This is a genomic window from Pelagibius sp., assembly GCF_028281305.1.
GTDB lineage: Bacteria > Pseudomonadota > Alphaproteobacteria > Kiloniellales > Kiloniellaceae > Pelagibius.
On record NZ_JANQKD010000122.1, the window covers coordinates 1 to 22646 of the forward strand.

The 22646-nt window shown below is 66.9% G+C and carries 22 protein-coding genes; 10 read left to right on the forward strand and 12 right to left on the reverse strand.

Translation table 11 applies throughout. The features are described from left to right. A partial coding sequence (locus Q0982_RS22545) for a 2-oxoacid:acceptor oxidoreductase subunit alpha (protein WP_299400022.1) occupies positions 1-1387 on the forward strand: 1387 nt, incomplete at its 5' end. A 1-nt stretch (position 1388) separates the two neighbouring features. After that, positions 1389-2411, forward strand: a complete 1023-nt coding sequence (locus Q0982_RS22550) for a 2-oxoacid:ferredoxin oxidoreductase subunit beta (RefSeq protein ID WP_299400024.1) — start codon at positions 1389-1391, stop codon at positions 2409-2411. A 66-nt stretch (positions 2412-2477) separates the two neighbouring features. On the opposite strand, the gene Q0982_RS22555 is transcribed toward Q0982_RS22550, so the two are convergent. Both Q0982_RS22555 and hutH read right to left on the reverse strand, forming a co-directional pair. Then, positions 2478-2939: a MarR family winged helix-turn-helix transcriptional regulator gene (locus Q0982_RS22555; RefSeq protein WP_299400026.1), complete on the reverse strand. Its 462-nt coding sequence runs from the start codon at positions 2937-2939 to the stop codon at positions 2478-2480. 167 nt (positions 2940-3106) lie between these two features. Next, positions 3107-4651 carry a histidine ammonia-lyase gene (hutH, locus tag Q0982_RS22560; protein WP_299400081.1) on the reverse strand — a complete coding sequence of 515 codons (1545 nt, stop codon included), beginning with the start codon at positions 4649-4651 and terminating at the stop codon, positions 3107-3109. 419 nt (positions 4652-5070) lie between these two features. Here hutH and Q0982_RS22565 point away from each other — a divergent pair, with 419 nt between their 5' ends. From Q0982_RS22565 to Q0982_RS22585, 5 genes are all read left to right on the forward strand, one after another. Continuing rightward, on the forward strand, positions 5071-6720 hold the full coding sequence (locus tag Q0982_RS22565) for a methyl-accepting chemotaxis protein (protein ID WP_299400028.1): 1650 nt from the start codon (positions 5071-5073) through the stop codon (positions 6718-6720). Positions 6721-6927: 207 nt separating this feature from the next. Further along, on the forward strand, positions 6928-8499 hold the full coding sequence (locus Q0982_RS22570) for a trimethylamine methyltransferase family protein (protein WP_299400030.1): 1572 nt from the start codon (positions 6928-6930) through the stop codon (positions 8497-8499). 44 nt (positions 8500-8543) lie between these two features. Beyond that, entirely contained in the window at positions 8544-9008 is a 465-nt protein-coding gene (locus Q0982_RS22575; RefSeq protein ID WP_299400032.1) for a YcgN family cysteine cluster protein, read from the forward strand. A 52-nt stretch (positions 9009-9060) separates the two neighbouring features. Then, positions 9061-9807 (forward strand): ferredoxin, encoded by a 747-nt coding sequence (locus Q0982_RS22580; RefSeq protein ID WP_299400035.1) that lies wholly within the window; start codon positions 9061-9063, stop codon positions 9805-9807. Beyond that, complete coding sequence (locus Q0982_RS22585; protein WP_299400037.1) at positions 9807-10496, forward strand: hypothetical protein; 690 nt, start codon at positions 9807-9809, stop codon at positions 10494-10496. Before Q0982_RS22580 ends, Q0982_RS22585 begins: the two co-directional genes overlap by 1 nt. A gap of 27 nt (positions 10497-10523) precedes the next feature. Here the strand turns inward: Q0982_RS22585 and Q0982_RS22590 are convergent, their stop codons facing one another. Continuing rightward, positions 10524-10784, reverse strand: a complete 261-nt coding sequence (locus Q0982_RS22590) for a hypothetical protein (RefSeq protein ID WP_299400039.1) — start codon at positions 10782-10784, stop codon at positions 10524-10526. Between the two features lie 150 nt (positions 10785-10934). On the opposite strand from Q0982_RS22590, the gene Q0982_RS22595 reads away from it, so the two are divergent. After that, positions 10935-11828, forward strand: a complete 894-nt coding sequence (locus Q0982_RS22595) for a transcriptional regulator GcvA (protein ID WP_299400041.1) — start codon at positions 10935-10937, stop codon at positions 11826-11828. Here Q0982_RS22595 and Q0982_RS22600 read toward each other — a convergent pair. Next, positions 11825-12592, reverse strand: coding sequence for a DUF1194 domain-containing protein (locus Q0982_RS22600; RefSeq protein WP_299400044.1), 768 nt, complete (start codon positions 12590-12592; stop codon positions 11825-11827). The genes Q0982_RS22595 and Q0982_RS22600 overlap by 4 nt on opposite strands. A 272-nt stretch (positions 12593-12864) precedes the next feature. Here Q0982_RS22600 and Q0982_RS22605 point away from each other — a divergent pair, with 272 nt between their 5' ends. Then, a complete protein-coding gene (locus tag Q0982_RS22605) occupies positions 12865-13737 on the forward strand; it encodes a hypothetical protein (RefSeq protein ID WP_299400046.1) in 873 nt (290 codons plus the stop codon). Positions 13738-13780: 43 nt separating this feature from the next. Here Q0982_RS22605 and Q0982_RS22610 read toward each other — a convergent pair whose 3' ends face one another. The 7 genes from Q0982_RS22610 to Q0982_RS22640 form a co-directional block, all read right to left on the reverse strand. After that, complete coding sequence (locus Q0982_RS22610) at positions 13781-14005, reverse strand: hypothetical protein (protein WP_299400048.1); 225 nt, start codon at positions 14003-14005, stop codon at positions 13781-13783. Positions 14006-14166: 161 nt separating this feature from the next. Continuing rightward, positions 14167-15717, reverse strand: a complete 1551-nt coding sequence (locus tag Q0982_RS22615; RefSeq protein ID WP_299400049.1) for a TRAP transporter large permease subunit — start codon at positions 15715-15717, stop codon at positions 14167-14169. Next, on the reverse strand, positions 15714-16223 hold the full coding sequence (locus tag Q0982_RS22620; RefSeq protein WP_299400051.1) for a TRAP transporter small permease subunit: 510 nt from the start codon (positions 16221-16223) through the stop codon (positions 15714-15716). The genes Q0982_RS22615 and Q0982_RS22620 overlap by 4 nt, the downstream gene beginning before the upstream one ends. Positions 16224-16376: 153 nt before the next feature. After that, entirely contained in the window at positions 16377-17471 is a 1095-nt protein-coding gene (locus Q0982_RS22625) for a TRAP transporter substrate-binding protein (RefSeq protein WP_299400053.1), read from the reverse strand. Between the two features lie 116 nt (positions 17472-17587). Further along, positions 17588-18421, reverse strand: a complete 834-nt coding sequence (locus Q0982_RS22630) for a class I SAM-dependent methyltransferase (RefSeq protein ID WP_299400055.1) — start codon at positions 18419-18421, stop codon at positions 17588-17590. Positions 18422-18467: 46 nt separating this feature from the next. Then, complete coding sequence (gene hutU, locus Q0982_RS22635) at positions 18468-20156, reverse strand: urocanate hydratase (RefSeq protein ID WP_299400056.1); 1689 nt, start codon at positions 20154-20156, stop codon at positions 18468-18470. A gap of 75 nt (positions 20157-20231) precedes the next feature. Further along, positions 20232-20753: a hypothetical protein gene (locus tag Q0982_RS22640; RefSeq protein WP_299400058.1), complete on the reverse strand. Its 522-nt coding sequence runs from the start codon at positions 20751-20753 to the stop codon at positions 20232-20234. Between the two features lie 214 nt (positions 20754-20967). Here Q0982_RS22640 and Q0982_RS22645 point away from each other — a divergent pair, with 214 nt between their 5' ends. Further along, positions 20968-21795, forward strand: a complete 828-nt coding sequence (locus tag Q0982_RS22645) for an SUMF1/EgtB/PvdO family nonheme iron enzyme (protein ID WP_299400060.1) — start codon at positions 20968-20970, stop codon at positions 21793-21795. Between the two features lie 34 nt (positions 21796-21829). Here Q0982_RS22645 and hutC read toward each other — a convergent pair whose 3' ends face one another. Continuing rightward, a complete protein-coding gene (gene hutC, locus Q0982_RS22650; protein WP_299400063.1) occupies positions 21830-22609 on the reverse strand; it encodes a histidine utilization repressor in 780 nt (259 codons plus the stop codon). Positions 22610-22646: the final 37 nt, after the last annotated feature.

Here is a 22646-nt window from a genome sequence, read left to right on the forward strand (position 1 = left end):
GGGCCTTACCAAGAAAGAAGCGCTGCGCTGCAAGAACATGTGGGCCCTTGGGCTGGTCTATTGGATGTTCGGGCGCCAGCGCAAGGCGACCCAGGACTGGCTGAATGCCAAGTTCGCCAAGCGGCCGGAGATTGCGGCGGCCAACATCGCTGCCCTGAACGCGGGTCATGCGTTTGGCGAGACGGCGGAGATGGGCGAGGATCTGGCGGCCTTTTCCGTGCCGGCGGCCAAGATCGCGCCCGGTCTCTACCGCAACATCACCGGCGCGGAAGCGCTCTCCTGGGGCCTGGTCGCCGGTGCGGCGGCCGCAGAGCTGAAACTCGTTTTCTGCTCCTATCCCATCACCCCCGCCTCCTCGCTGCTGCACTCCCTTGCCGGGCTGAAGGACCACGGTGTGGTCACCTTTCAGGCCGAGGACGAGATTGCCGCGGTCTGCGCCGCCATCGGCGCTTCTTATGCCGGCGGCGTCGGGGTGACCTCCAGTTCCGGCCCGGGCGTGGCCCTGAAGACCGAGGCGCTGGGGCTTGCCATCTCGGCCGAGCTGCCGCTGGTGGTCGTCAACTCCCAGCGCGCCGGCCCCTCGACCGGGATGCCGACCAAGACCGAGCAGTCCGATCTCTACCAGTCGGTCTTCGGGCGCAACGGCGACAGCCCTCTGGCGGTGCTGGCGGCGCGTTCTCCGGCGGATTGTTTCGAGGTGGCGATGGAGGCGGTGCGCCTGGCCACCCGCTACATGACGCCGGTGATTCTGCTGAGCGATGGCTACATCGCCAACGCGGCCGAGCCCTGGGCACTGCCCGACGTCGACTCCCTGCCGCGCTTCCCGGTCAGCTTCGACATCGACCCGGAAGGCTTCCATCCCTTCCGCCGCGATGCCGGGACCCTGGCCCGCAACTGGGCGGTGCCCGGCACGCCCGGCCTGGAGCACCGTATCGGCGGCATCGAAAAGGCCAGCGACAGCGGCAACATCTCCTACGATGCGCAGAACCACCAGCGCATGACCGACCTGCGGCGCGACAAGATCCTGGGCATTGCCGGCGACATTCCCGAGCAGGTCTTCGAGCAGGGCGGCACCGACGACAGCCTGGTGGTGGTCGGCTGGGGGTCCACCTACGGGCCGATCAGCCGCGCTGTCGACAACCTGCGCCAGGAAGGGGTGTCTGTCGCCCATCTGCACCTGCGCCACATCTGGCCGCTGGCGCGCAACCTGGGCGACCTGCTCGCCGCCTTCGACCGCATCCTGGTGCCGGAGATGAACGACGGCCAGCTTGTGACGCTGCTGCGCAGCGAGTTCCTGGTGCCGGCGGAGGGCGTCAACAAGGTGACCGGCAAGCCCTTCAAGATTGCCGAGATCGAGGCGGCCGTGCGCGCCCGCCTGGAGAGCTGAGATGAACGTGACGACACCACCGGTGAAGACGGCGAAGGACTATGCCTCCGACCAGGAGGTGCGCTGGTGCCCGGGCTGCGGCGACTACGCGATCCTGAAGGCGGTGCAGAAGACCCTGGCCGAACTGCAGGCGGAGACCGAGAAGACCGTCTTCATTTCCGGCATCGGCTGCGCCGCGCGTTTTCCCTATTACCTGGCGACCTACGGCTTCCACACCATCCACGGGCGTGCGCCCGCCATTGCCACCGGTGTGAAGCTGACCAATCCGGAGCTCGACGTCTGGGTGGTCTCCGGCGACGGCGATGCGTTGTCGATCGGCGGCAACCACCTGCTGCACGTCCTGCGCCGCAACGTCGATCTTCAGCTTCTGCTGTTCAACAACGAGATCTATGGCCTCACCAAGGGCCAGTATTCGCCGACCTCGCGGGTCGGCACGCGCTCGCCCTCGACGCCGCGCGGGTCGCTGGACACGCCGGTCTCTGCCGGTTCTTTCGCACTGGGCGCCGGCGCGCGCTTCTTTGCCCGTTCGGTCGACACGCAGCAGAAGCACCTGCCGGAGGTGCTGAAGCGGGCACGCCAGCATCGCGGTGCTTCCCTGGTGGAGATTTTCCAGAACTGCATCGTCTACAACGACGGCGTCTTCTCCGGCTTCACCGACCGCGATGTTGCCGCCGATGCACAGATCCTGCTGGAGCACGGCAAGCCCATGCTCTTCGGCAAGGAGCGCACCAAAGGGCTGCGCCTGGCGCCGGGGCGTCTCGCCCTTGAGACGGTCACCCTGGGCGAAGACGGCATCACCGAGGCGGACATTCTGGTCCACGACGAAACGGATCGGACCATGGCCGGCCTGCTGGCAGCCATGGAGCCGCCCCACCTGCCGGTGGCCCTGGGGGTGCTGTACTGTGATCCGGCGCCGGCCAGCTATGAGGCCAGCGTCGTCGGGGAGGTCGCAGCGGCCCAGAAGACGAGCCCAGGCAAGCTGGCCGAGCTGCTCCAGAAGGGCCCGACCTGGACGGTCGACTAGTGCAGACCGCAAGGGCAGACCGCAGAGCGGAACTGCCCGGCCCGGCCGCTCAAGATCGCTTTCCGCTCAGACCAGTTTTCTCAGCAAGGCCATGAACTGATCCTGCTCCTCGGGACTGAGGGGGGCCATGATCTCGCCACCGATGGTCTTGGCGTCCGCCAGCAGGCCGGACACCGTTTCCTGCCCCAGGGGCGACAGGCTCAGCAGCATGCGGCGCCGATCGTTCGGGTCCGGCAGGCGCTCGATCAGGCCGCGCTCCTGCAGGCGCCGGATGACGCCCTGGATCGTCGCCGGGTCCATCGCCGCCAGCCGGCCCAGCCGGTTCTGGGAGAGCCTGCCGGTCTCGTGCAGGCGCGCCAGAGCGAAGAACTGGGTCGGTGTGAGCTGCGCGTCGGCCAGAACCGAGAGGAAGATGGACGAAGCACGCTGGTGCGCGCGGCGCAGCAGGTGCTGAACCTGATCATCGAGGATGAAAGTACGCGCCGGAGCCGACGCCGAAACGTCTGTTTTTTCGGATAAGCTGGACAAGTTGGTCACCCCTAAGGAGTTTCAAAACCGCAGTTAGGCAACCCGATGATCGTCTTTTGCGATTCGTTTGAGTGCCAACAAATCCTCTGCCATAGAAAGTATATAGGCCTGCTCGCGTGATCGTCCAGCGGCTAGAATCAGGCGCCGAGGGCCGGGTCTTCCGGCTCTCACGGCAGGAGATCGGCCTCCAGCAGCCGGCTGGGAAACCAGTCGCTGAGTACCAGGTCGGTCAGGGCCTCGATGTCGGGCGCCAGCAGCCTGTCGTCTTCCAGGAAGGCCGCCCGGGACCGGACAGCTTCCATCGCGCGCGTCAGCTTCGGGGAGGTTTTCAGCGGCCGGCGCAGGTCGATGCCCTGGGCGGCCGCCATCAGCTCGATGGCGACGATATGGCCGACGTTCTGCGCGATGTCGGAGAGCCGGCGCGCGCCATGGGCGGCCATGGAGACATGGTCTTCCTGGTTGGCTGAGGTCGGCAGGCTGTCGACGCTGGCCGGGTGGCTCAGCATCTTGTTCTCAGAAGCCAGGGCGGCCGCCGTCACGTGCGCGATCATGAAGCCGGAGTTAAGGCCCGGTTCGGCGACCAGGAAGGCGGGGAGAGTGCTCATGGTCGCGTCGACGAGAAGGGCGATGCGGCGCTCCGAAAGGGCGCCGATCTCCGCCATCGCCATGGCGAGCATATCGGCTGCAAAGGCCACCGGTTCCGCATGGAAGTTTCCACCCGAGAGCACCTCGCCGCTGTCGGGGAAGACCAGGGGATTGTCGGAGACGGCGTTGGCCTCGACCACCAGGGAACGCGCCGTGCTGCGCATGATGTCGAGGGCAGCGCCCATGACCTGGGGCTGGCAGCGCAGGGAGTAGGGATCTTGCACCCGGTCGCAGTCGAGGTGGGACTGGCGGATCTCGCTGTCGGCAAGCAGGTCGCGCAGCCGGGCCGCGACATCGATCTGGCCGTCATGCCCTCTCAGACTGTGAATACGCGGATCGAAGGGCGTGTCGCTGCCCAGCGCCGCGTCGACCGAGAGGGCGCCAGCGGCCAGCGCCGCGGCGAAGATGCGCTCGGCCTGAAACAGCCCGTGCAGGGCGAGCGCCGTCGAGACCTGTGTGCCGTTAAGCAGGGCGAGCCCTTCCTTGGCGGCGAGCTCGATCGGGGCCAGGCCCCGTTCGGCCATCACCGCGGCGGCCGGGCGGATTTGACCGCCCTGGGGGCCGCCCTGGCGGATCTGCCCCTCGCCCAGCAGCACGCTGGAGAGATGCGCCAGGGGGGCGAGGTCGCCGGAGGCGCCGACCGACCCCTTGGCGGGAATGACCGGGTAGAGCTCCTCGTTCAGGTGCAGGGCCAAGCGGTCGATGACCTCGGCGCGGATGCCCGAGTGGCCGCGCGCCAGAGCATTGATCTTGGTCAGCAGGATCAGGCGGACAACACGGTCGTCCAGGGCCGGGCCGACGCCGGTGCTGTGGGAGCGCACGAGCCGGCTCTGCAGCTCGGCGACCTGATCGGCGGAAATGGTCTGGCGGGCCAGGCTGCCGAAACCCGTCGTGATGCCGTAGACCGTGCGGCCTTCGGCGACCACCGCCGCAACGGTCTCCGCCGAGGCGCGGATTGCGTCGTAGCTCGCCGGCGCCAAGCCCAGCCGGCGCGGCGTTTCCCACCAGCCGCGGAGGTCCTGCAGTGTCAGTGTACCTGCCGTGAGCGTAAGGCGTTCCCCCGACATGCCGTCATCGGACACAGGCGCGTCCCTCCCTTTCAAAGTTGTATATACAACTTTTCTCGTCATAGCATCCTTTGCGGCGGCCATAAAGCGCCCGATGCCGGCTGGGTGGACCTCTCCGGATCTGCAGCGAAGACCTGAACTTGGTGGAAGCACCACGATCTTCAATTGTAGGACCTTTGACCCAAAAACCCGCTAAATCCTTGAAATTATGGCCAAGCACAGCAGTCGGAAATACCAACTATGAGTAATCATTTCGTCCGTGCTGCTCGTCAAAAAGTCTCCTAAATACAGGCACTTAGCTTAAACGGTTGTTTAAGGGGTCCGTCGTTAGCTTCCGCTCATTCAAGACCACTTGCTCATGGGGATGTTCAATGTCGATCAGGGCCGTCCGATCGTTTGGGATCGCGCATCGCATATCGATGCTGATTGCGCTGTCTGCCCTTGGAATGGTGTTTGTTGCCGGCATCATGCTGGTTGATCTGCGCTCTTCGCTGGTGGACCAGAAGCGCAACGAGTTGCGCCAGCTCGTCGAAAGCGCAGTTGCCATCGCCGCCGCCTATCATCAGCGTGCCGAGGCCGGCGAGCTTTCGACGGAGGAGGCGCAACGCCTGGCGCTGACCGCGATCGGGGATATCCGCTACAACGGCAATGAGTACTTCTGGGTGAACGACCGGCAGTCGGTCATGATCATGCATGCCGTCAAGCCGGAGCTGAACGGCAAGGATCTGAGCCAACTGAAAGACAAGGCCGGTACCCAGATCTTCGTCGAATTCAACAGGGTCGTCAGCGCGCAGGGCGCCGGCTACGTGCGCTATCTCTGGCCCAAGGCGAACAGTGATGTGCCGGTCGACAAGGAGTCCTACGTCAAGGGTTTCGATCCCTGGGGCTGGGTCATCGGCACCGGTGTCTATATCGATGATCTGAAGGCGGTCTTCTGGCAGGAGGCCATGGTCGTCGCCGGTACCATCGCCGCCATCCTGGCCGGCATTGCCGTCATCTCCGTGTTCATCGCCCGCAGCATTACACGTCCCATCGCCGGCATGGTCGGCAGCATGCGCGCGCTGGCGGCGGGCAATCTCGATGTCGAGGTTCCCGGTGCCGGGCGCCGTGATGAAATCGGCGAGATGGCAGATGCGGTGGAGGTCTTCCGCAGCAATGCGCAGGAACAGAAGCGCCTTGAGCAGGAGAACCGCGACGCTGCCGCACGGTCTGACGAAGAAAAGCGCGCCGCCATGCGCCAGCTTGCCGACGGCTTCGAGGCCAGTGTGAAGTCGGTCGTCGATTCCGTTTCGGCGACCGCCGGCACCATGCAGGGTACGGCACAGTCGATGTCTGCGGCCGCCGACCAGACCGAAGAGCAGGCCCGCGCCGCCGCCACCGCTTCGGACGAAGCCTCGGGCAACGTTCAGACCGTGGCCTCGGCGGCGGAGGAGCTTTCCGCGTCGATCGAAGAGATCGGGCGTCAGGTCACCCGCTCATCGCAGACGGCCGGCAAGGCGGTGGATGACGCACGCGGAACCAACGGCAAGGTCGAGGGGCTGGTCGACGCAGCACAGAAGATCGGCGAGGTCGTGAAGCTGATCTCCGACATTGCCGAACAGACCAACCTCCTGGCGCTCAACGCCACCATCGAGGCGGCGCGCGCGGGCGAGGCGGGCAAGGGCTTTGCCGTGGTGGCCAACGAGGTGAAGTCCCTGGCCACCCAGACCGCCAAGGCAACGGAGGAAATCTCCCAGCAGATTGCCGAGATCCAGACCGCCACCACCGATGCCGCTGCGGCCATCCGCTCCATCGGCGAGACGGTCGAGCAGATCAACGAGATCGCCGGCTCGATCTCCGCGGCGGTGGAGCAGCAGGGCGCTGCTACCCAGGAGATCGCGCGCAATGCCCAGCAGGCCTCGGCCGGCACGCAGCAGGTCGCCGGCAACGTGGCTTCGGTCACCAAGACCGCCGGTGAATCGGGGACCTCCGCCAGCGAAGTGCTGAGCGCCGCTGGCGAGCTCTCGTCCCAGTCGGATGCTCTGCGCCGCGAAGTCGAGCAGTTCATCGCCAAGGTGCGGGCCGCTTAGCGCGGCCTCGAACGCGAATCCATTCTCTCAAGCGGGTCCCGGCTTTGCCGGGGCCCGCTTTGTTTGGGGCACGTCTTGCTTGCGGCTTCCGGCCTCCGCGACACTATTTGTCGGTTGGGGGACAGCGCTTGTGCGGTGTCGCGCCAAGCTTGAGTCTGCGCAAGCGGCCCTCGGGCCGTCGGAACGGCGGGAACGGACGGGTTCTGGATGACAGGCAAGCGGCGGGCAGGATCTGAGAACAAGCGGTCGGGCGGCCGGCGCGGCGCGGCGCGGCGCAGGACGGCTTCCGCCGAGCGCTCCTCGGCCGCCGTGGTCCCGGCCGGACTTTCCGGAGGCGCCTATCGTCCTCTGCGGCAAGGCGATGTGGAACGGATCGTCGGGGCGGCGATGGAGGTGCTGGAGCGCACCGGCATCGAAGTCCATCCCAGTCCCTGCCGCGAGGTCTTTCGGGCGGCCGGCTGCCGCGTCGACGACGATGCCAACCGCGTCTTCATCGGTCACCGGCTTGTCGAGCGGGGCCTCGAGACTGCGGCCCGCAAGGTTCTCCTCGCCGGGCGCAGCCCGCAGCATGATTTGGAACTGGGCGGGCAGCGGGTCTACATGGGCACCGGCGGCCAGGCGGTGAAGATCCTCGATCTCGACGGCACCGTCCGCGAGACCCGGCTGAGCGACAACTACGACATCGGCCGTCTCTGCGACACCCTGGAACACATCCATTTCTACATGCGCCCGGTGGTGCCGCGCGACCTGCCGAACGAGCAGATCGACATCAACCAGTTCTACGCCTGCCTGGCAGCCACCGATAAGCACGTGATGGCCAATGCCTACTTGCCGGAGAAGGTCGCCGAGCAGCGCGCCATGGCGGAGATCCTGGCCGGCGGCGCCGAGGCGCTGGACCGCCGGCCCATCATTTCCTACAGCAACTGCTGGACCGTGAGCCCGCTGCGCTACGCGACGGAGACCGTGGAGATCCTCGACCAGATCGTCGCCCAGGGACTGCCGGTGGCGATCTCTTCGGCACCGCAGGCGGGAGCGACTTCACCGGCAGCGCTGGCCGGAACCCTGGTGCAGATCATCGCCGAGCAGCTTTCGGGCATCACATACGTGAATCTCCTGAACCCGGGCCACCCGCTGATGATGGGCTGCGTGCCGGCCCAGGCCGACCTGCGCAGCGGCGCCTTCGTCGGCGGCTCAGCCGAGTTCGCGCTCTTGAATGCCGCCTGCGCCCAGATCGCCCAGCACCTGGAGATCCCGATCTACAACTCCTCCGGCATTTCGGATTCCAAGGTTCCGGATGCGCAGGCCGGGGCCGAGAAGGGTGTCACCGGCCTGGCGGCGGCTTTGGCGGGCTCCAACTACATTCACCACTCCGCCGGCTTTCTGGAAAGTCTGCTCACGGTCGCCTACGAGCAATACGTGATCGACAACGACGTCAACGGCGAGATCATGCGCATGCTGAAGGGCATTGAGGTGACGGAGGAGTCGCTTTCGATCGCCGTGATCGACGATGTCTGCAAGGGCCCCGGGCATTTCCTGGGCCATGCCCAGACCCTGGCGCTGATGAACAGCGAGTATCTCTACCCCAGCCTTCTGGACCGGGATAACCGCGACGACTGGGAGCAGAAGGGCGCCCGGGATATTCGCGAAGCGGCGCGCGAGAAGGCGCGCAAGGTGCTGGCCGAACACTGGCCGCAGCCCATTTCGCCGGACCTGGACAGGGAACTGCGCCGGCGTTTCGAAATCGTCCTGCCGGCCCAGGTCATGCGCCCCGCCGCCTGACGGCTGCGCTTGGAGGAGCACGGCCGGCAGGCTAGTCTGCCGGTATGGACCAGGTTCCGTTCTGGCAGCGCAAATCCCTTTCGGAGATGACCACCGCAGAGTGGGAAGCTCTCTGCGACGGCTGTGGGCGCTGCTGTCTGATCAAGCTGGAAGATCCGGACGACGGCGAAATCGTCCACACCGACGTCGCCTGCCATCTGTTGAACCTGAGAACCTGCCGCTGCGGCGACTATGCGAACCGCAAAGCGCGGGTACCGGACTGTGTCCAGCTTGCGCCGGAGACCATTGGCAACCTGAACTTCATGCCGCCGAGCTGCGCCTATCGCCGTCTTGCCGAGGGCCGGGACCTGGCCTGGTGGCATCCTCTGGTCTCGGGCGATCCCGACACGGTCCACGACGCAGGGATCTCGGTGCGCGGCCGCGTGGTCTCGGAGCGGCGGGTGGCCGATGCGGACCTGGAGGACCATATCGTCGACTGGCCGGGAGAAGAGGATGCGCCCGAACCATGACGCCCGAACCATGACGCCCGAACCATGACGCCCGAACCATGACACCTGGACCATGACGGGGGCGACCCCGACACTCTCGGCGATCGCCGCGGCGGCGGAAGGGGCCGGCCTGCGTCTGCGGGGCGCCCTGGCCCCTGCGCCGGAAGATCAGGTGCCGCCGCAGCCGGACGGCCGTGCCAGCCGAACCCTTGTCCTGCTGGGCAACCTCGGTGGCAGCCTCTGGCCCGACTTTACGGCGGGGCCCGAGTTGGCCGACGGCCGACCGGATCCGATGAACCGCTGGTCGGCCCGGGTGGTCGGCAGCCTGGCCGAGCGGTTCCGGGGTCTGGCGCTGTTTCCTTTCGGCGGCCCGCCCTACCACCCCTTCCTGCGCTGGGCCCAGAAGGCCGAGGGCCTCAAGCCTTCGCCCCTGGGCATGCTGATCCATCCCGTCTACGGGCTTTGGCATGCTTATCGCGGTGCCCTCGCTTTGGGCGAGGCTCTTGAACTGCCGAACGAGGCGCCGCCGACGCATCCCTGTGAGGCCTGCGTGGAAAAGCCCTGCCTGTCGGCCTGCCCGGTGGACGCCTTCTCCGAGTCCGGTTATGACGTTCCAGCCTGTGCCGATCATCTGCGCGCGGCGGCCGGGGCGGACTGTCTGACCGGCGGCTGCCTGGCACGCCGGGCCTGCCCCGTGGGGCGCGAACACATCTACGAGGCGCCGCAGGCGACCTTTCACATGCGGGCCTTCGTGACGGCCCAGAGCACCCCGCAGTCCAGCCCTCAGCCCACCTCTCAGCCAACCGGGACGGAGCCTTGATGAAACAGACCATTCTCTTGATCGATCATCCGGTCGGCAAACGCGACGACCGGGCCTCGAAGATGCTGCAGGAGATGGGCTACGCGATCGAATGGTGCTCGCCGGGCAAGGGCGACAGCCTGCCGCCCTTGCAGGCGGACTATAAAGCCGCTGTTGTCTACGGCGGCGCAGAGAGTGTGAACGATGCGGAGAGCAAGGACTACATCCGCTCCGAAATCGACTGGATCGGGGCCTGGGCCGAGAGCGGCCGCCCGTTTCTCGGCATCTGCCTGGGCGGTCAGATGCTGGCCCGCGCGCTGGGGGCGCCGGTGACGCGCCACGGCGACGGCCTTCACGAGATCGGCTACGTCAGGATCGATCCGGCCCCGGCCTCGGACGGTTTCCTTGGAGAGGCGATGCACGTCTACCAGTGGCACAACGAAGGATTCGAACTGCCGTCCTCCGCCGAGCTGCTGGCCAGTGGCCCGGTGTTCCCCAACCAGGCCTTCCGCTATGGCGACAAGGCCTACGCGATCCAGTTCCATCCCGAGGTTTCGGAAGCGGTCATGACGCGCTGGCTGCGCGATGCCGCGCATATGCTCGAAGAGCCCGGGGCGCACGCCAAGGACCGTCAGCTCGCCGACGCAGCGCGCTACGACGAGCCGCTGGAGGCCTGGCTGCGCAACTTCCTGGAGCGTTGGCTCGCCTAAGCGGTCGGGTCTGACGGGGCGGGCGCTTCATTTCACCGCGATCAACCGCGGCCCAGCGGCGCGGTCTTCCAGGGGGCCGCTCCACCGCCGTCCCAGGCGTTGCGCGCCGGCAGCCAGGGCCAGCAGGCGCTGTCCGGCAAAGCGGCGCAGCTTGACCGCGGCCTTTGCAATGCGGTTTGGGCGGCGCGGGCGAACCGGCCGGAAGCGGGGCGCGAAGGGCTCGCTGATGCCGGGAGGCGACAGACGGCCGCCGGCGCGGGCGATGCTGTAGAAAAGAATTTCAGACATAATTTTCCTCATCTAAAGGTCGACCGAGGCGAGCCTCTGTCGAATTTGCGTGCTTGAATTTGGCTTCTAATCAACAAAATATGGAGGAATGCATAGCCGACAATCGATGCTTTCTAATGCAATGAATTAGGATTTCTTGGACATAAAGCGATGAAGGATCTGCCTCCCCTGAATGCCCTGCGGGCCTTTGAAGCCGGCGCCCGGCATCTCAGCTTCACCAAGGCGGCGGCCGAGCTGCATGTCACCCAGGCGGCCGTCAGTCACCAGGTGAAGGCCCTGGAGGAGCATCTCGGCTTCGCGCTTTTCCGACGGCTGACCCGCAAGCTGGTGCTGACCGAGCAGGGGCGGGCTCTCCATCCGGTCGTCCGGGATGCTTTTGCCCGCATCTCCGAAACGGCGGCGCGGCTGAAAAGCGACGGGGCGGAAAGCCGGACCCTGACCGTCTCGATCACGCCGGCTTTCGGGGCCAAGTGGCTGATCTATCACCTGCCGCGGTTCTGGGAGCAGTACCCGGAAATCGACGTGCGGGTGCACCACTCCATCCAGCCCGTCGATTTGCGCCAGGACGACGTCGACATTGCCGTGCGCTTCGGCGCCGGCAAGTGGGACGGCCTGGTGTCGGAGTTTCTGTTGCGGGTGGACTACGTGCCCGTCTGCAGCCCGGGACTGCTGGAGGGGGACAGGCCGCTTCGGCGCCCCGAAGACCTGCGCCATCACACTCTGCTGCACGAAGACGATCACAGCGGCTGGGTCCAGTGGCTTGCGGTGGCCGGTGTAGACGGTATCGACGCACGCCGCGGGCCGGTGATCGACGATAGCACGGTCATCCTCCATGCGGCGGCCGAAGGCAAGGGCGTGGCCCTTGGGCGCAGTTCGTTGATTGGCGAGGACTTGGCCGCGGGGCGTCTCGTGAAGCCCTTCGACCTCACGATCTCCAGCGACCTCGGCTATCACCTGGTCTATCTGCCCGGCGCACTGGAGCGGCAGAAGGTGAAGGTCTTTCGCGACTTCCTGGTGGATGCGGCGAGCGCCGACGAGAGCTAGCGCGGGCGCTCTGTGTCTGCCTGTGCCGTCGCGTCCGGTCGCGCGCCATCGAAGTCGTCCGCCGGACTCTGTGCGATCGCCGGACCCACGATCTCGAAGTAGAGCTTGCGCTTCATCGATACGGCAAAGTCGGTGAAGTCGTCGGCGGTCAGCAGGAAGCTGCTGGGACCGCCCACCACCCAGGCTTGGTAGTAGGCCGTCAGGTCCGGCTCTTCGTTGAGGATCGCCAGCCCGTTGATGGTGATGCCGGCCTGATTGGCGATAGCACGCGCCACGGCGGGGGACTCGCCTTCGTTGGCGCGGCCGTCGCCGGAGACGTCGATGACCCGGCGCTCGCCGTGATAGGCGTTGTTTTCCAATGCCAGGGTGGCCTGCGCGAGCGCAGTGCTCATGGAGGTCGCGCCACCGCCGATCAGCCGTCCGCTCCGGCGCACCTGCCGGGCCAGGGCCAGAGCATCCTGGGCGCTGGTCACGTGGGTCCAGTCGAGGGCGACGGCCTGCGCCCCGTGGCTGGACCACTGCAACAGGCTGACCGCGATGCCGTTGGGCGCTGTTTCCTCGATGGCCTGGAGCACGGCGGGATCTTCGAAAGCGCCGGCAATGCCCTCCATCTGCAGCATGAACTCGTCATCCGTAACGCTGGACGACGAGTCCACTGCCAGCACCAGTTCCAGGTGGACAAGGCGGCGTTCCGTCGCCGAAGCATCGCGCAGGTCCGTCCATCCGGGCCGCGGCGCGAAAGACAGGAAAACAATCAGCGCCACCAAGGCGGTCCCAGCGAGTAACGACGGCATCCGGCCAGTCTAGCGGTTGATCACTGCCCCGAATAGCGCAAGAGGCAACATCGGCCCGGCGTTACGGCGCAGCCAATCCCTTCGTGCCTTTCCATGTCACGCATTCGCTTTTTGGTTTCGTGGTTCTGTCCGCAAACTGGCGCGCATTTGTCACAACTGGTGGAATCCGTTCATCGCTTTTAAACCGCGGCTCCGGCATAGTGCGGCGGTCAGGTCGGGCAGTGTGATAGGGGTGAGGGCTTATGCTTCGGGCGGAAAAGGTCTTCCAGACACGGCTGGCGCTGCCGATCTGCGTCGCTTTTGCAACGGTTCTTGGCGCTGCCCTTTCCGGCTCCGCCACAGCGGAGGACAAGCAGCGGGCGGTCACCCTGGATGTGGTGATCGCCGAAGGCGCAGAACCGCTGCGCGAGGCCGTCGTCTTTTCCATTGCCCGTATCGGTCCGGGCGGACGGCTTGAGCCGCCGGCGGAAGAGGTTGGCGCACCCTTGAAGACGACGCTTGCGGACGGGCGCTATCAGGTCGAGGCTCGCTACGGCGACGCAAGCGCGCTCTCCGTCTTTGATGTTTCGGGCCGCGCGGTCACGCACCGCGTGAACCTCAACGCCGGCTGGGCGCAGTTGCGTGTCATTCCCCATCGCGGCGCCCAGCCGCTGGCCTCTGCGATCGATTGGCAGATCCTCACCTACGGACGCGATGCCAGCGGACAGCGGCGTCCGGTGGCTGCGGTGCGCAGTCCCAATCCCCAGGTGGTTCTGCCGCAGGGACACTACCTCGTGGTGGCGCGGACTGCCGATGCGCTCGCGAGGCATACGATCGAGATCACCGCCGGCCATACCTACAAGTACACCCTGGACCTCAATGCCGGCGCCGTCGCTTTCTCAGCGCTGCGCGGACGCGGCGGGCCGGTGATCAACGAGACGGTTGACTGGAAGGTCTTCAAGGCGAACGACACATCGTTCAGCGAGCCCGTCGCCACACGCAGTGCCGCCAACGGACAGTTCCTTCTGCGCCAGGGCCGCTACGTGGTGCTGGCCAGCCGCGGCCAGTGGAAGGGCCGCGCGACGGTCGAGGTGCGTCCGGGCAACGAGCGCCGGATCGCCGTCGAACTCAAATAGCTTCAGAAAGCAGGATCACAGAGCTCGCTGCGCAGGCCCACTGTCAATCGATGTTGCGGAGCTTCTCCGCGGTGTCCTTGCGCCACTCCGCTTCGTTCTGAATGGCTTCCAGTGTAACCGCTTCGCCTGTGTTGGGATTGACCAGCGCCTCGGACTGCGGTTCGCCGGTGATATGCGCGAGGGTTCTCTGACCCTCCTGGCTCAGGCTGAAGGCCACAAGAACGGCCAGGATGCCCAGGGCACCCAACACGGCAATCCGCTTTGTCATGATCTGCTCCCACTCCCCGATACCGGCCCGACTGTCGGACCGTCTCCCGATGCGCAGCTATGTAAGCCCGATCCCGGTCGATGCACATGACTTTTCTGTGACCCTTCGGCCCGTGGGGATTCTGTTCTGCATTAGTGTTTTCTGAAATCCCGGCGGAGTGCTCAGAACAGCCAGGCGGGCAGCCAGGTTGCCAGCCCCTGCCACTGCCAAAGCACCAGCATGCCGAGGATCTGCAGGCCGATGAAGGGCAGGACGCCGGTGTAGATCTGGCCGGTTGTTATCTCCTTTGGCGCCGCGCCACGCAGGTAGAACAGCGAAAACCCGAAGGGCGGCGTCAGGAAGGACGTCTGCAGGTTGATTGCAATCAGGATCGACAGCCAGACCGGGTCGTGGCCCATGAGGATCAGCGCCGGCACGACGAGCGGCAACAGGATTACGGAGATTTCGACGAAGTCGAGGAAGAAGCCGAGCACGAAGATCAGCGCCATGACGAAGAGCAGTGCGCCGTCGGGCCCACCGGGCATGGCGGCGATGATCTCCTCCACGTGGGTGTCGCCGCCGAGCCCGCGGAAGACCAGCGAGAACACGCTGGCGGTGAGGATGGTGGCGAAGATCATCGCCGTCACCGTCAGGGTGCTGGTCATCACCGGTTTCAGGATCTCCGCCCGCCAGGCACGTCCGAGGGCAAGGGCGATGGCCGCCACGGCGACGGCGACCAGCACCATGGCCAGGGCGCCGAGCGCCCAGTCCAGAGCGGTCACATCGTCACGCTGCAGACGGACCGGAGCGAAGCGTGCCAGCACCGCGAGGGCCAGCAAGGCCGCGCCGCCGGCATAGATCAGCCCGGGCCGGCCGTTCTGGCGCAGGGCGGCCAGCAGCAGGGCGCCGATGGCACCGACGGAGGCCGCCTCGCTCGGGGTCGCGACACCCCCCAGGATCGACCCCAGCACGGCGACGATCAGGATCATCGGCGGCAGCAGCGCCGCCAGCACCCTGGCGCGCGGCGGCGCCGCCTCCGGCCGGGCGAGGGCCGGGGCTGCCGCCGGCGTGATCCAGGCCTTCGCCAGCATGTAGATCGCGTAGAGAACGACGAGCGCGAGGCCGGGCAGCAGCGCCGCAGCGAAGGTCTGGCCGACCGAAATGGTGTCGATGGTGAAGAGGCCCTGGCGAAACTGCGCCTGCTGATAGGCGTTGGACATGACGTCGGACAGGATGATCAGCAGTGTCGAGGGCGGGATGATCTGGCCGAGGGTGCCGGCAGTGCAGACCACGCCGGAGGCGAGGCGCGGACTGTAGCCGTTGCGCAGCATGGTCGGCAGCGCAATGAGACCCATTGCGACGACTGTGGCGCCGACGATGCCGGTGGAGGCGGCCAGCAGGGCGCCGACCAGGATGACGGAAACGCCGAGCCCGCCGCGCAGGCTGCCGAAAAGCCGGCCCATGGTCTCCAGCAGGTCCTCGGCGATGCGGCTTTTCTCCAGCACCACGCCCATGAAGACGAACAGCGGAATGGCGATCAGCACGTCGTTTGTCAGCAGGCCGAAGATGCGCTGCCCGAGCGCGCCCAGAAGACTGACGTCGAACACGCCGAAGGCCCAGCCGAGGCCGGCGAAGACCACGGCGATGCCGGTCAGCGTGAAGGCGACCGGATAGCCCAGCAGGATGGCGCCGATCAGCGCCGCGAACATCAGAACGTCGAGGTAATCGCTCACGCGGATTCCTGCTTACCGCCCAGGCGCAGAAGATCGCGCAGCAGGCAGGCGAGGCCCTGGAGGATGAGGAGACTGCAGAACGCCGGGGTCAGGGACTTCAGCAGGAAGGACGCGGGGATGCCGCCGACGGAGATCGGTCCTTCGAGCACCGCCCAGGCGTTGCGCACCGAGGGCCAGGTGAACCACAGCAGCACCAGCATGGAGGGCAGCAGGAAGATCAGGGCGCCGAAGGTATCGACCAGCGCCTTCCCGCGTTTGGACCTGCGGGAGTAGAAGATGTCGACCCGCACATGGGCGTCGACCAGCAGCGTGTAACCGGCGCCGGCCATGAAAAGGGCGGCATGCATATAGAGCACGCCTTCGTTCAGGAAGATGAAAGAGATGCCGAAGACGTAACGCAGCACCACCACGGCGAACTGCAGCAGCACCATGGCGAGCGCCAGCCAGCGCACCGTCGAACCGACGGCGCGGTTCACCGCTTCAAGCCGGCCGATCCAAAGCTGCATCGCTGTTTCCAGTAGAGTGTCCCCGCTCCCATGCTTCGAGACGACCGCTGTCGCGGTCTCCTCAGCATGAGGTCACAGCGCCATCTTGCCTCACCCTGAGGAGGACCGACAGGTCCGTCTCGAAGGGTGAGGCAAGACAACTACGAAAGCTGCCTAGTACGTGTAGTCCAGCGCGCGGGCGTTCATCTGGCCGTTGTCGGCATAGACCATGTAGTCGGAGATCGAGGCGCGGTAGGCGAGGAAGCTCTCGACGATGCGCTTGACCAACTCGTCGCTGTCTTCGCGCAGTTCGGTCATGACCTCGCCGGCGGCATTGCCCATGGCGACGAGCACGCTTTCCGGCAGCATCTTCACCTGCACGCCCTGTTCAGCCACCAGCTTCTGCAGCGCGGCGGCATGCTTGGTGGTGTACTCGGTCCAGACCGGGTTGTAGAGCGACTCGCAGGCCAGCGCGACGGCCTGTTTCAGGTCGTCAGGCAGAGCTTCGTAGGCCTCCAGATTGACGCCGCATTCCTCGGCAGAGGAGGGCTCGCCCACGCCCGGCCAGTAGTAGTTCTTGGCGACCTGGTAGTAACCGAGGGCGGAATCGGTCCAGGGCCCGATGAACTCGCCGGCGTCCAATGCGCCCGACTGCAGCGCCTGAAACATGTCGCGCCCGCCCATGGCCTGCACCGCCATGCCCAGCTTGGCGCACATCTCGGAGGCCAGGCCCGTGGTGCGGAAACGCAGGCCCCTCAGGTCGTCGACGGAGGTGATTTCGTTGCGGAACCAGCCCGCCCACTGCGGTCCGGAGTTGCCGCAGAGGAAGGGCTTCAGGCCGAAGCGCGCATACATCTCGTCATAGAGCGCCTGCCCGCCGCCGTGGGTCAGCCAGCCCACCTGCTCGTCGGCGCGCAGGCCGAAGGGCTGGGACCCGAACAGCAGGATGCCCTTGGACTTGGAGCCCCAGTAGGCGGGGACGGCATGATAGAGTTCGGCCGTGCCTTCGGAGACCGCGTCGAAGACGCCGCGGCCGGGCACCAACTCGCCGGCGGCAAAGAGCTCTACCTCGATACGTCCGCCGGAAAGCGCGGTGATGCGGTCGGCCAGAAGCTGCGCGGCGACGCCGGGCCCGGGCAGGTTCTTCGGCCAGGCGGTGACCATCTTCCACTGCATGGTGCCCTGCGCGATGGCGGGTGCCGCCAGGCTGCCGGCTGCCGCGGCCGCGGCGCCGGCCCCGCCGGCTTTCAGGAACGCACGTCTTTTCATCGTCAGTCTCCCTTGTGTTTGCCCCAAGAAATCGATTTCGCGTTGGATCGGTTCTACTTGTCTCCCGCGCCGCCCGTCCAGCAGCGTCAGGTTGTGCGGCCTTTTCGACCGTTGCTCTACGCAGGCTTTCGGCAGTGCACCTCGATGGGCAGGATGGCGGCGGCGGCAAAGGCGCGCGCGGTGTTGGCGGCCATGGTGGCGGCCTCGGCGCCGTGCACCAACTGCACCGCGCGATGCGGCGGTTTCTCTCCGCGCTCCACCATCTCTTTCGCGCGCGCGCCGAAGGCCAGCGCCTCCTCGCGGGTTTCCCGCAGCCGGATGTCCGCGAAGCCGGCGGCTTGCAGGCCCTCCTCTGTTTGCTGCGGCGTCACCAGAAAACTCGACGCCGGTGTCGCCGCCCACGGCGTCGGATAGTCCGGACCACCGCCCGGACCCAGAGCAATCTCAGAAAGCATCAGCCAGCCGCCCGGTTTCAGGACCCGGTGGATCTCACCGTAGAAAGCCGCCTTGTCGGCGATGTTCATCGAGACGTTCATGGAGTAGGCACCGGCAAAGCCGGCATCGGCGAAAGGCATGGCAAGGGCGTTGCCCTGGTGGAAGTCGACGCGCTCTTCGAGGCCGAGCAGGGCGGTCAGGCGCCGCGCAACGGCGCAGAACTCCTCCGTCAGGTCGATGCCGGTGACGCGGCAGCCGAAGCGCGTCGCCATGTAGCGCGCCGGTCCGCCGATGCCGCTGCCGATATCCAGCAGATGGTCCTCCGGCGTGACGGTGAGGGTCTCGGCGATCTCCTCGGTGACTTCCAGGCCGCGGCCGTGGAACTGATCGTAGGGGGCCAGGGTCGCGACGCTCGGTTTGTCGGGATCGACGCCGTCGTCGCGTAGGGCGGCCTGCAGCCGGTCGAAGAGATCGCCCTTGGTGTAGTGGCCGGCGATGTCGGAGGTTTTGGTCATGAGGCTGCAGCTCTTTCAGGCGTTGTGGCGGCGGGGCGCAGCTGGATCATGAGCCCAGCATCGGCAGCTTCAAGCCCTGCTTGCGGGCGCAGTCGATGGCGATCTCGTAGCCGGCATCGGCGTGGCGCATGACGCCGGTGCCCGGGTCGTTCCACAGCACGCGGGCGACGCGCTTGGCGGCTGCCTCCGTGCCGTCGCAGACGATCACCATGCCGCTGTGCTGGGAGTAGCCCATGCCCACGCCGCCGCCGTGGTGCAGCGACACCCAGGTGGCGCCGCTGGCGGTGTTCAGCAGCGCGTTCAGGAGCGGCCAGTCGGAGACGGCGTCGGAGCCGTCGCGCATGCCCTCGGTCTCGCGGTTGGGGCTGGCGACGGAGCCGGAGTCCAGGTGATCGCGGCCGATCACGATGGGCGCGGAGAGCTCGCCGCTGGCCACCATCTCGTTGAAGGCGAGGCCCAGGCGGTCGCGCTGGCCCAGGCCCACCCAGCAGATGCGCGCCGGCAGGCCCTGGAAGTGGATGCGTTCGCGTGCCATGTCCAGCCAGGTGTGCAGGTGCGGATCGTCGGGGATCAGTTCCTTCACCTTGGCGTCGGTCTTGTAGATGTCCTCCGGGTCGCCGGAGAGGGCGGCCCAGCGGAAGGGGCCGACGCCGCGGCAGAACAGCGGCCGGATGTAGGCTGGAACGAAGCCGGGGAAGTCGAAGGCATGCGCGACGCCCATGTCCTGCGCCATCTGGCGGATGTTGTTGCCGTAGTCCAAAGTCGGCACGCCGCGGGCATGGAACTCCAGCATGGCGCGCACCTGCACGGCCATGGACTCCTTGGCGGCCTGCACGACGCTTTCGGGGTTGCGGGTCTTCTCCTCCTCCCAACGCTCCAGGCTCCAGCCTGCCGGCAGATAGCCGTTCAGCGGATCGTGGGCGGAGGTCTGGTCGGTCACGGCGTCGGGCCTGACGTCACGGCGCACCAGCTCCGGAAAGATCTCGGCGGCGTTGCCCAGCAGGCCAACGGACACGGCCTCGCCCTTCTTGCCGGCCTCGTCGATGATGGCCAGCGCCTCGTCGAGGCTGTCGCTGCGACGGTCCAGGTAGCCGGTCTTCAGGCGCATCTCGATGCGGCTCGGCTGGCACTCCACCGCCAGCATGGAGGCCCCGGCCATGGTCGCGGCGAGCGGCTGGGCGCCGCCCATGCCGCCGAGGCCGCCGGTCAGAATCCATTTGCCCCTCAGGTCGCCGCCATAGTGCTGGCGGCCAACCTCCACGAAGGTCTCGTAGGTGCCCTGGACGATGCCCTGGCTGCCGATGTAGATCCACGAGCCGGCGGTCATCTGGCCGTACATCATCAGGCCGACCTTATCGAGCTTGTTGAAGTGCTCCCAATCCGCCCAGTGGGGCACCAGGTTGGAGTTGGCGATCAGCACCCGCGGCGCATCGGGGTGGGTGCGGAACACCCCCACCGGCTTGCCGGACTGCACAAGCAGTGTTTCGTCCTCGTTCAGCTCCCGCAGGCTGGCGACCAGGGTGTCGAAGCTCGCCCAGTCGCGCGCCGCCCGGCCGATGCCGCCGTAGACCACCAGTTCCTCCGGCTTCTCCGCCACCTCCGGGTCCAGGTTGTTCATCAGCATGCGCAAGGGCGCCTCGGTCAGCCAGGACTTGGCCGAGAGCGCGGTCCCCTGCGGGCTGCGGATCACCCGGGCGTTGTCGCGGCGCGGGTCGGTGGCGGTGGAAGCAGGCATAAAAGGCAGTCTCCGGATTGACCGAAGTTGTATATACAACTTTGGTCGCGGAGTCGACGGCCCAGACGACGAGGACTATCTGCTCCGGGTGCAGACGCGGGTCAGGATCTGCGTCCAGCGGCCGTCGGTCTCCATCTCCCATATGGCGTCGAAGCGATCGTTGCCGGCAAAGCGCAGGGCCTCGCGGATTGGCGCAGCGTCGCCGAGAACGTGACGGATCTCGCCCTCCAGGTTCAGGTGGTCGCCGGTGACGTCTCTCAGCTCCATCTCCATCGTCGCATCGTGGGAGAGGATGCGGCGATCGGTGAAGTCGTGGGACGGGGCGCGACGCCAGATGTCGAGTAGGATTTCACCGTTCTCCTGAACCATCTCACCGAGGACCCAGCCGCCGCGCGTCCGGTAGCGGAGGGTCATTTCGGTGGGCTCGGCGAGGCCGGTTTCCTGGCCCTGGCAGGTCCAGCTGCCAACGAGTCTCTCCGCCAGCGCTGCCGCTGCGGTGGGGACCGGTCCGGCAAAGACAGAGAGAGTAAGGACGAAGGGTGCGAGGACGAGGAGGGGGAAGGGAAGAGATCGGCAGAGGTTTCCGGGTCGCGGCATGAGAACTCCAGTATGCGGTTCATCGGCGACTCAGATGCGCTTCTTTTAGCCCGTGCGGGCTGCGCGGTCCAGGGACGGCCGCATTGGCTTGCACAAGCGGTCGCTGAAACGCTGTCAGGGCGCTTTGCTGCAGGAGCGCATGCCGCAACTTTGACGCGCCCGGCGCACCGGATTGTGATTGGCACGCGCGGGCTGCCGATGGCTCACTTCCGGCATGCGCACGCTTGTCAGAAGCCACTGCTTCGTCGCGGTCCTTGTAGTCTGGGCGATCTGGACCCTGCAGCCCGCCGCCGCCGATTCCGGGCTCGACCTGGTCGCCATTCCGGGTGGCAGCTTCGTCACCGGCGACGAGGGGGGCGATGCCAACGAGGTGCGCCGCGAAGTCACGCTGGAGGCCTTCTCCCTGATGCGTCGCGAGGTGACCAACGCCCAGTTCGCGGCTTTCGTTGCCGCGCAGGACCGGGTCAGCGAAGCCGAGATCCGCGGCAGCGGCTATGTCTGGAGCCAGCGCTGGCGCCTGATCGCCAATGCCGACTGGCGCCATCCGCAGGGACCGAACTCTTCCATCGCAGGGTTGGACGACCATCCGGTGGTGCAGGTCTCCGCCCATGACGCCGAGGCCTTCTGCGCCTTCTATGGCCTGCGGCTGCCCACGGAGGAGGAGTGGGCCTTCGCCGCCCGCGGGCCGCAGTCGCTGCGCTACGTCTGGGGCGCCGCGCCGCCGGTGCAGGACGGCCGGCAGCTGGTGGCCAACTTCGGCACCGAGGACTGCTGCGCGCCCGATGACAGCGATGGCTATGTGCGCACGGCTCCGGTGGGCAGCTATCCTGCCGGGCGCTCGCCCTTCGGCCTCGACGACATGGCCGGCAACGTCTGGGAATGGACCGCGAGCCTCTTCCCGGGCCGGCCCTCGCAGCGGGTGATCCGCGGCGGCGGCTGGGGCAACAACCCCTACGGCCTGCGCGCCGCCTACCGCCACGGCAACCCGCCGCACTTCGCGCTCGACATGGTCGGCTTCCGCTGCGCCGGCCCGCCGCCGTGACGTCCCGTACTGCCTGCGCTTGGCCGGCTGCGGCTTAGAGAGAGCTTTGATCTTCCACCTGACCGGTGCCGAAGCGCCCGCCCAGGCGGTAGCGGTCGCCGGGATGGAGCAGGCGCGCCCATGTGACCGGCAGGCCGCGCGACCAGGTCTGGCGGCGCAGCAGCAGGCAGGGCGTGCCGCTGGCGATTTCCAGCAGCTGGCATTCCTCCTTGCTCGGCGCGACGGCCATGACGATGTGCTCCGCCTCGCTCAAGGGCGCCGCTTCCATGAGGTAGTGGTTCGGCGTGATCGCGGTGAAGTCCTGCGCCAGATAGTCCGGCGCCGCGGCCGGGTTGACGTAGCGGTCCTCCAGTTGGATCGGCAGGCCGTTTTCCCGGTGCACGATGATGGAATGAAAGACCGCGTCGCCACGCTCCAGGCCCAGCAGCCCCGCTTCCAGGGCGCGGGCTCTTTCCCGCCGCAACAGGCAGACCTCGGCGGCGTGGCTGTGCCCGCGGCTGGCGATCTCTTCGGCGATGTTGCGGATCGCCAACACCTCCGACTGCGGCTTCGCGGCGGCGGCCACGAAGGTGCCGGCACCCTGCACCCGCGCCAGCCAGCCCTCGGCCGTCAGTTCGCGCAGCGCGCGGTGCACCGTCATGCGGCTGACGCCCTGTTCGCGCGTGAGCTCGTTCTCGGAGGGGACGCGGGCGCCTTCCGCCCAGTCGCCGGCGAGGATGCGGCCGACGATGTAGTCCTTGACCTGCTGATAGAGCGGCGCGTCGTCGCGCAGGCCGGCGGCGGTGGAGGCGGATCCGGAGGAGGACGAGGGCATGGGGCGGACTGGCTTCCCTTCGCGGGTGACCCGGCGG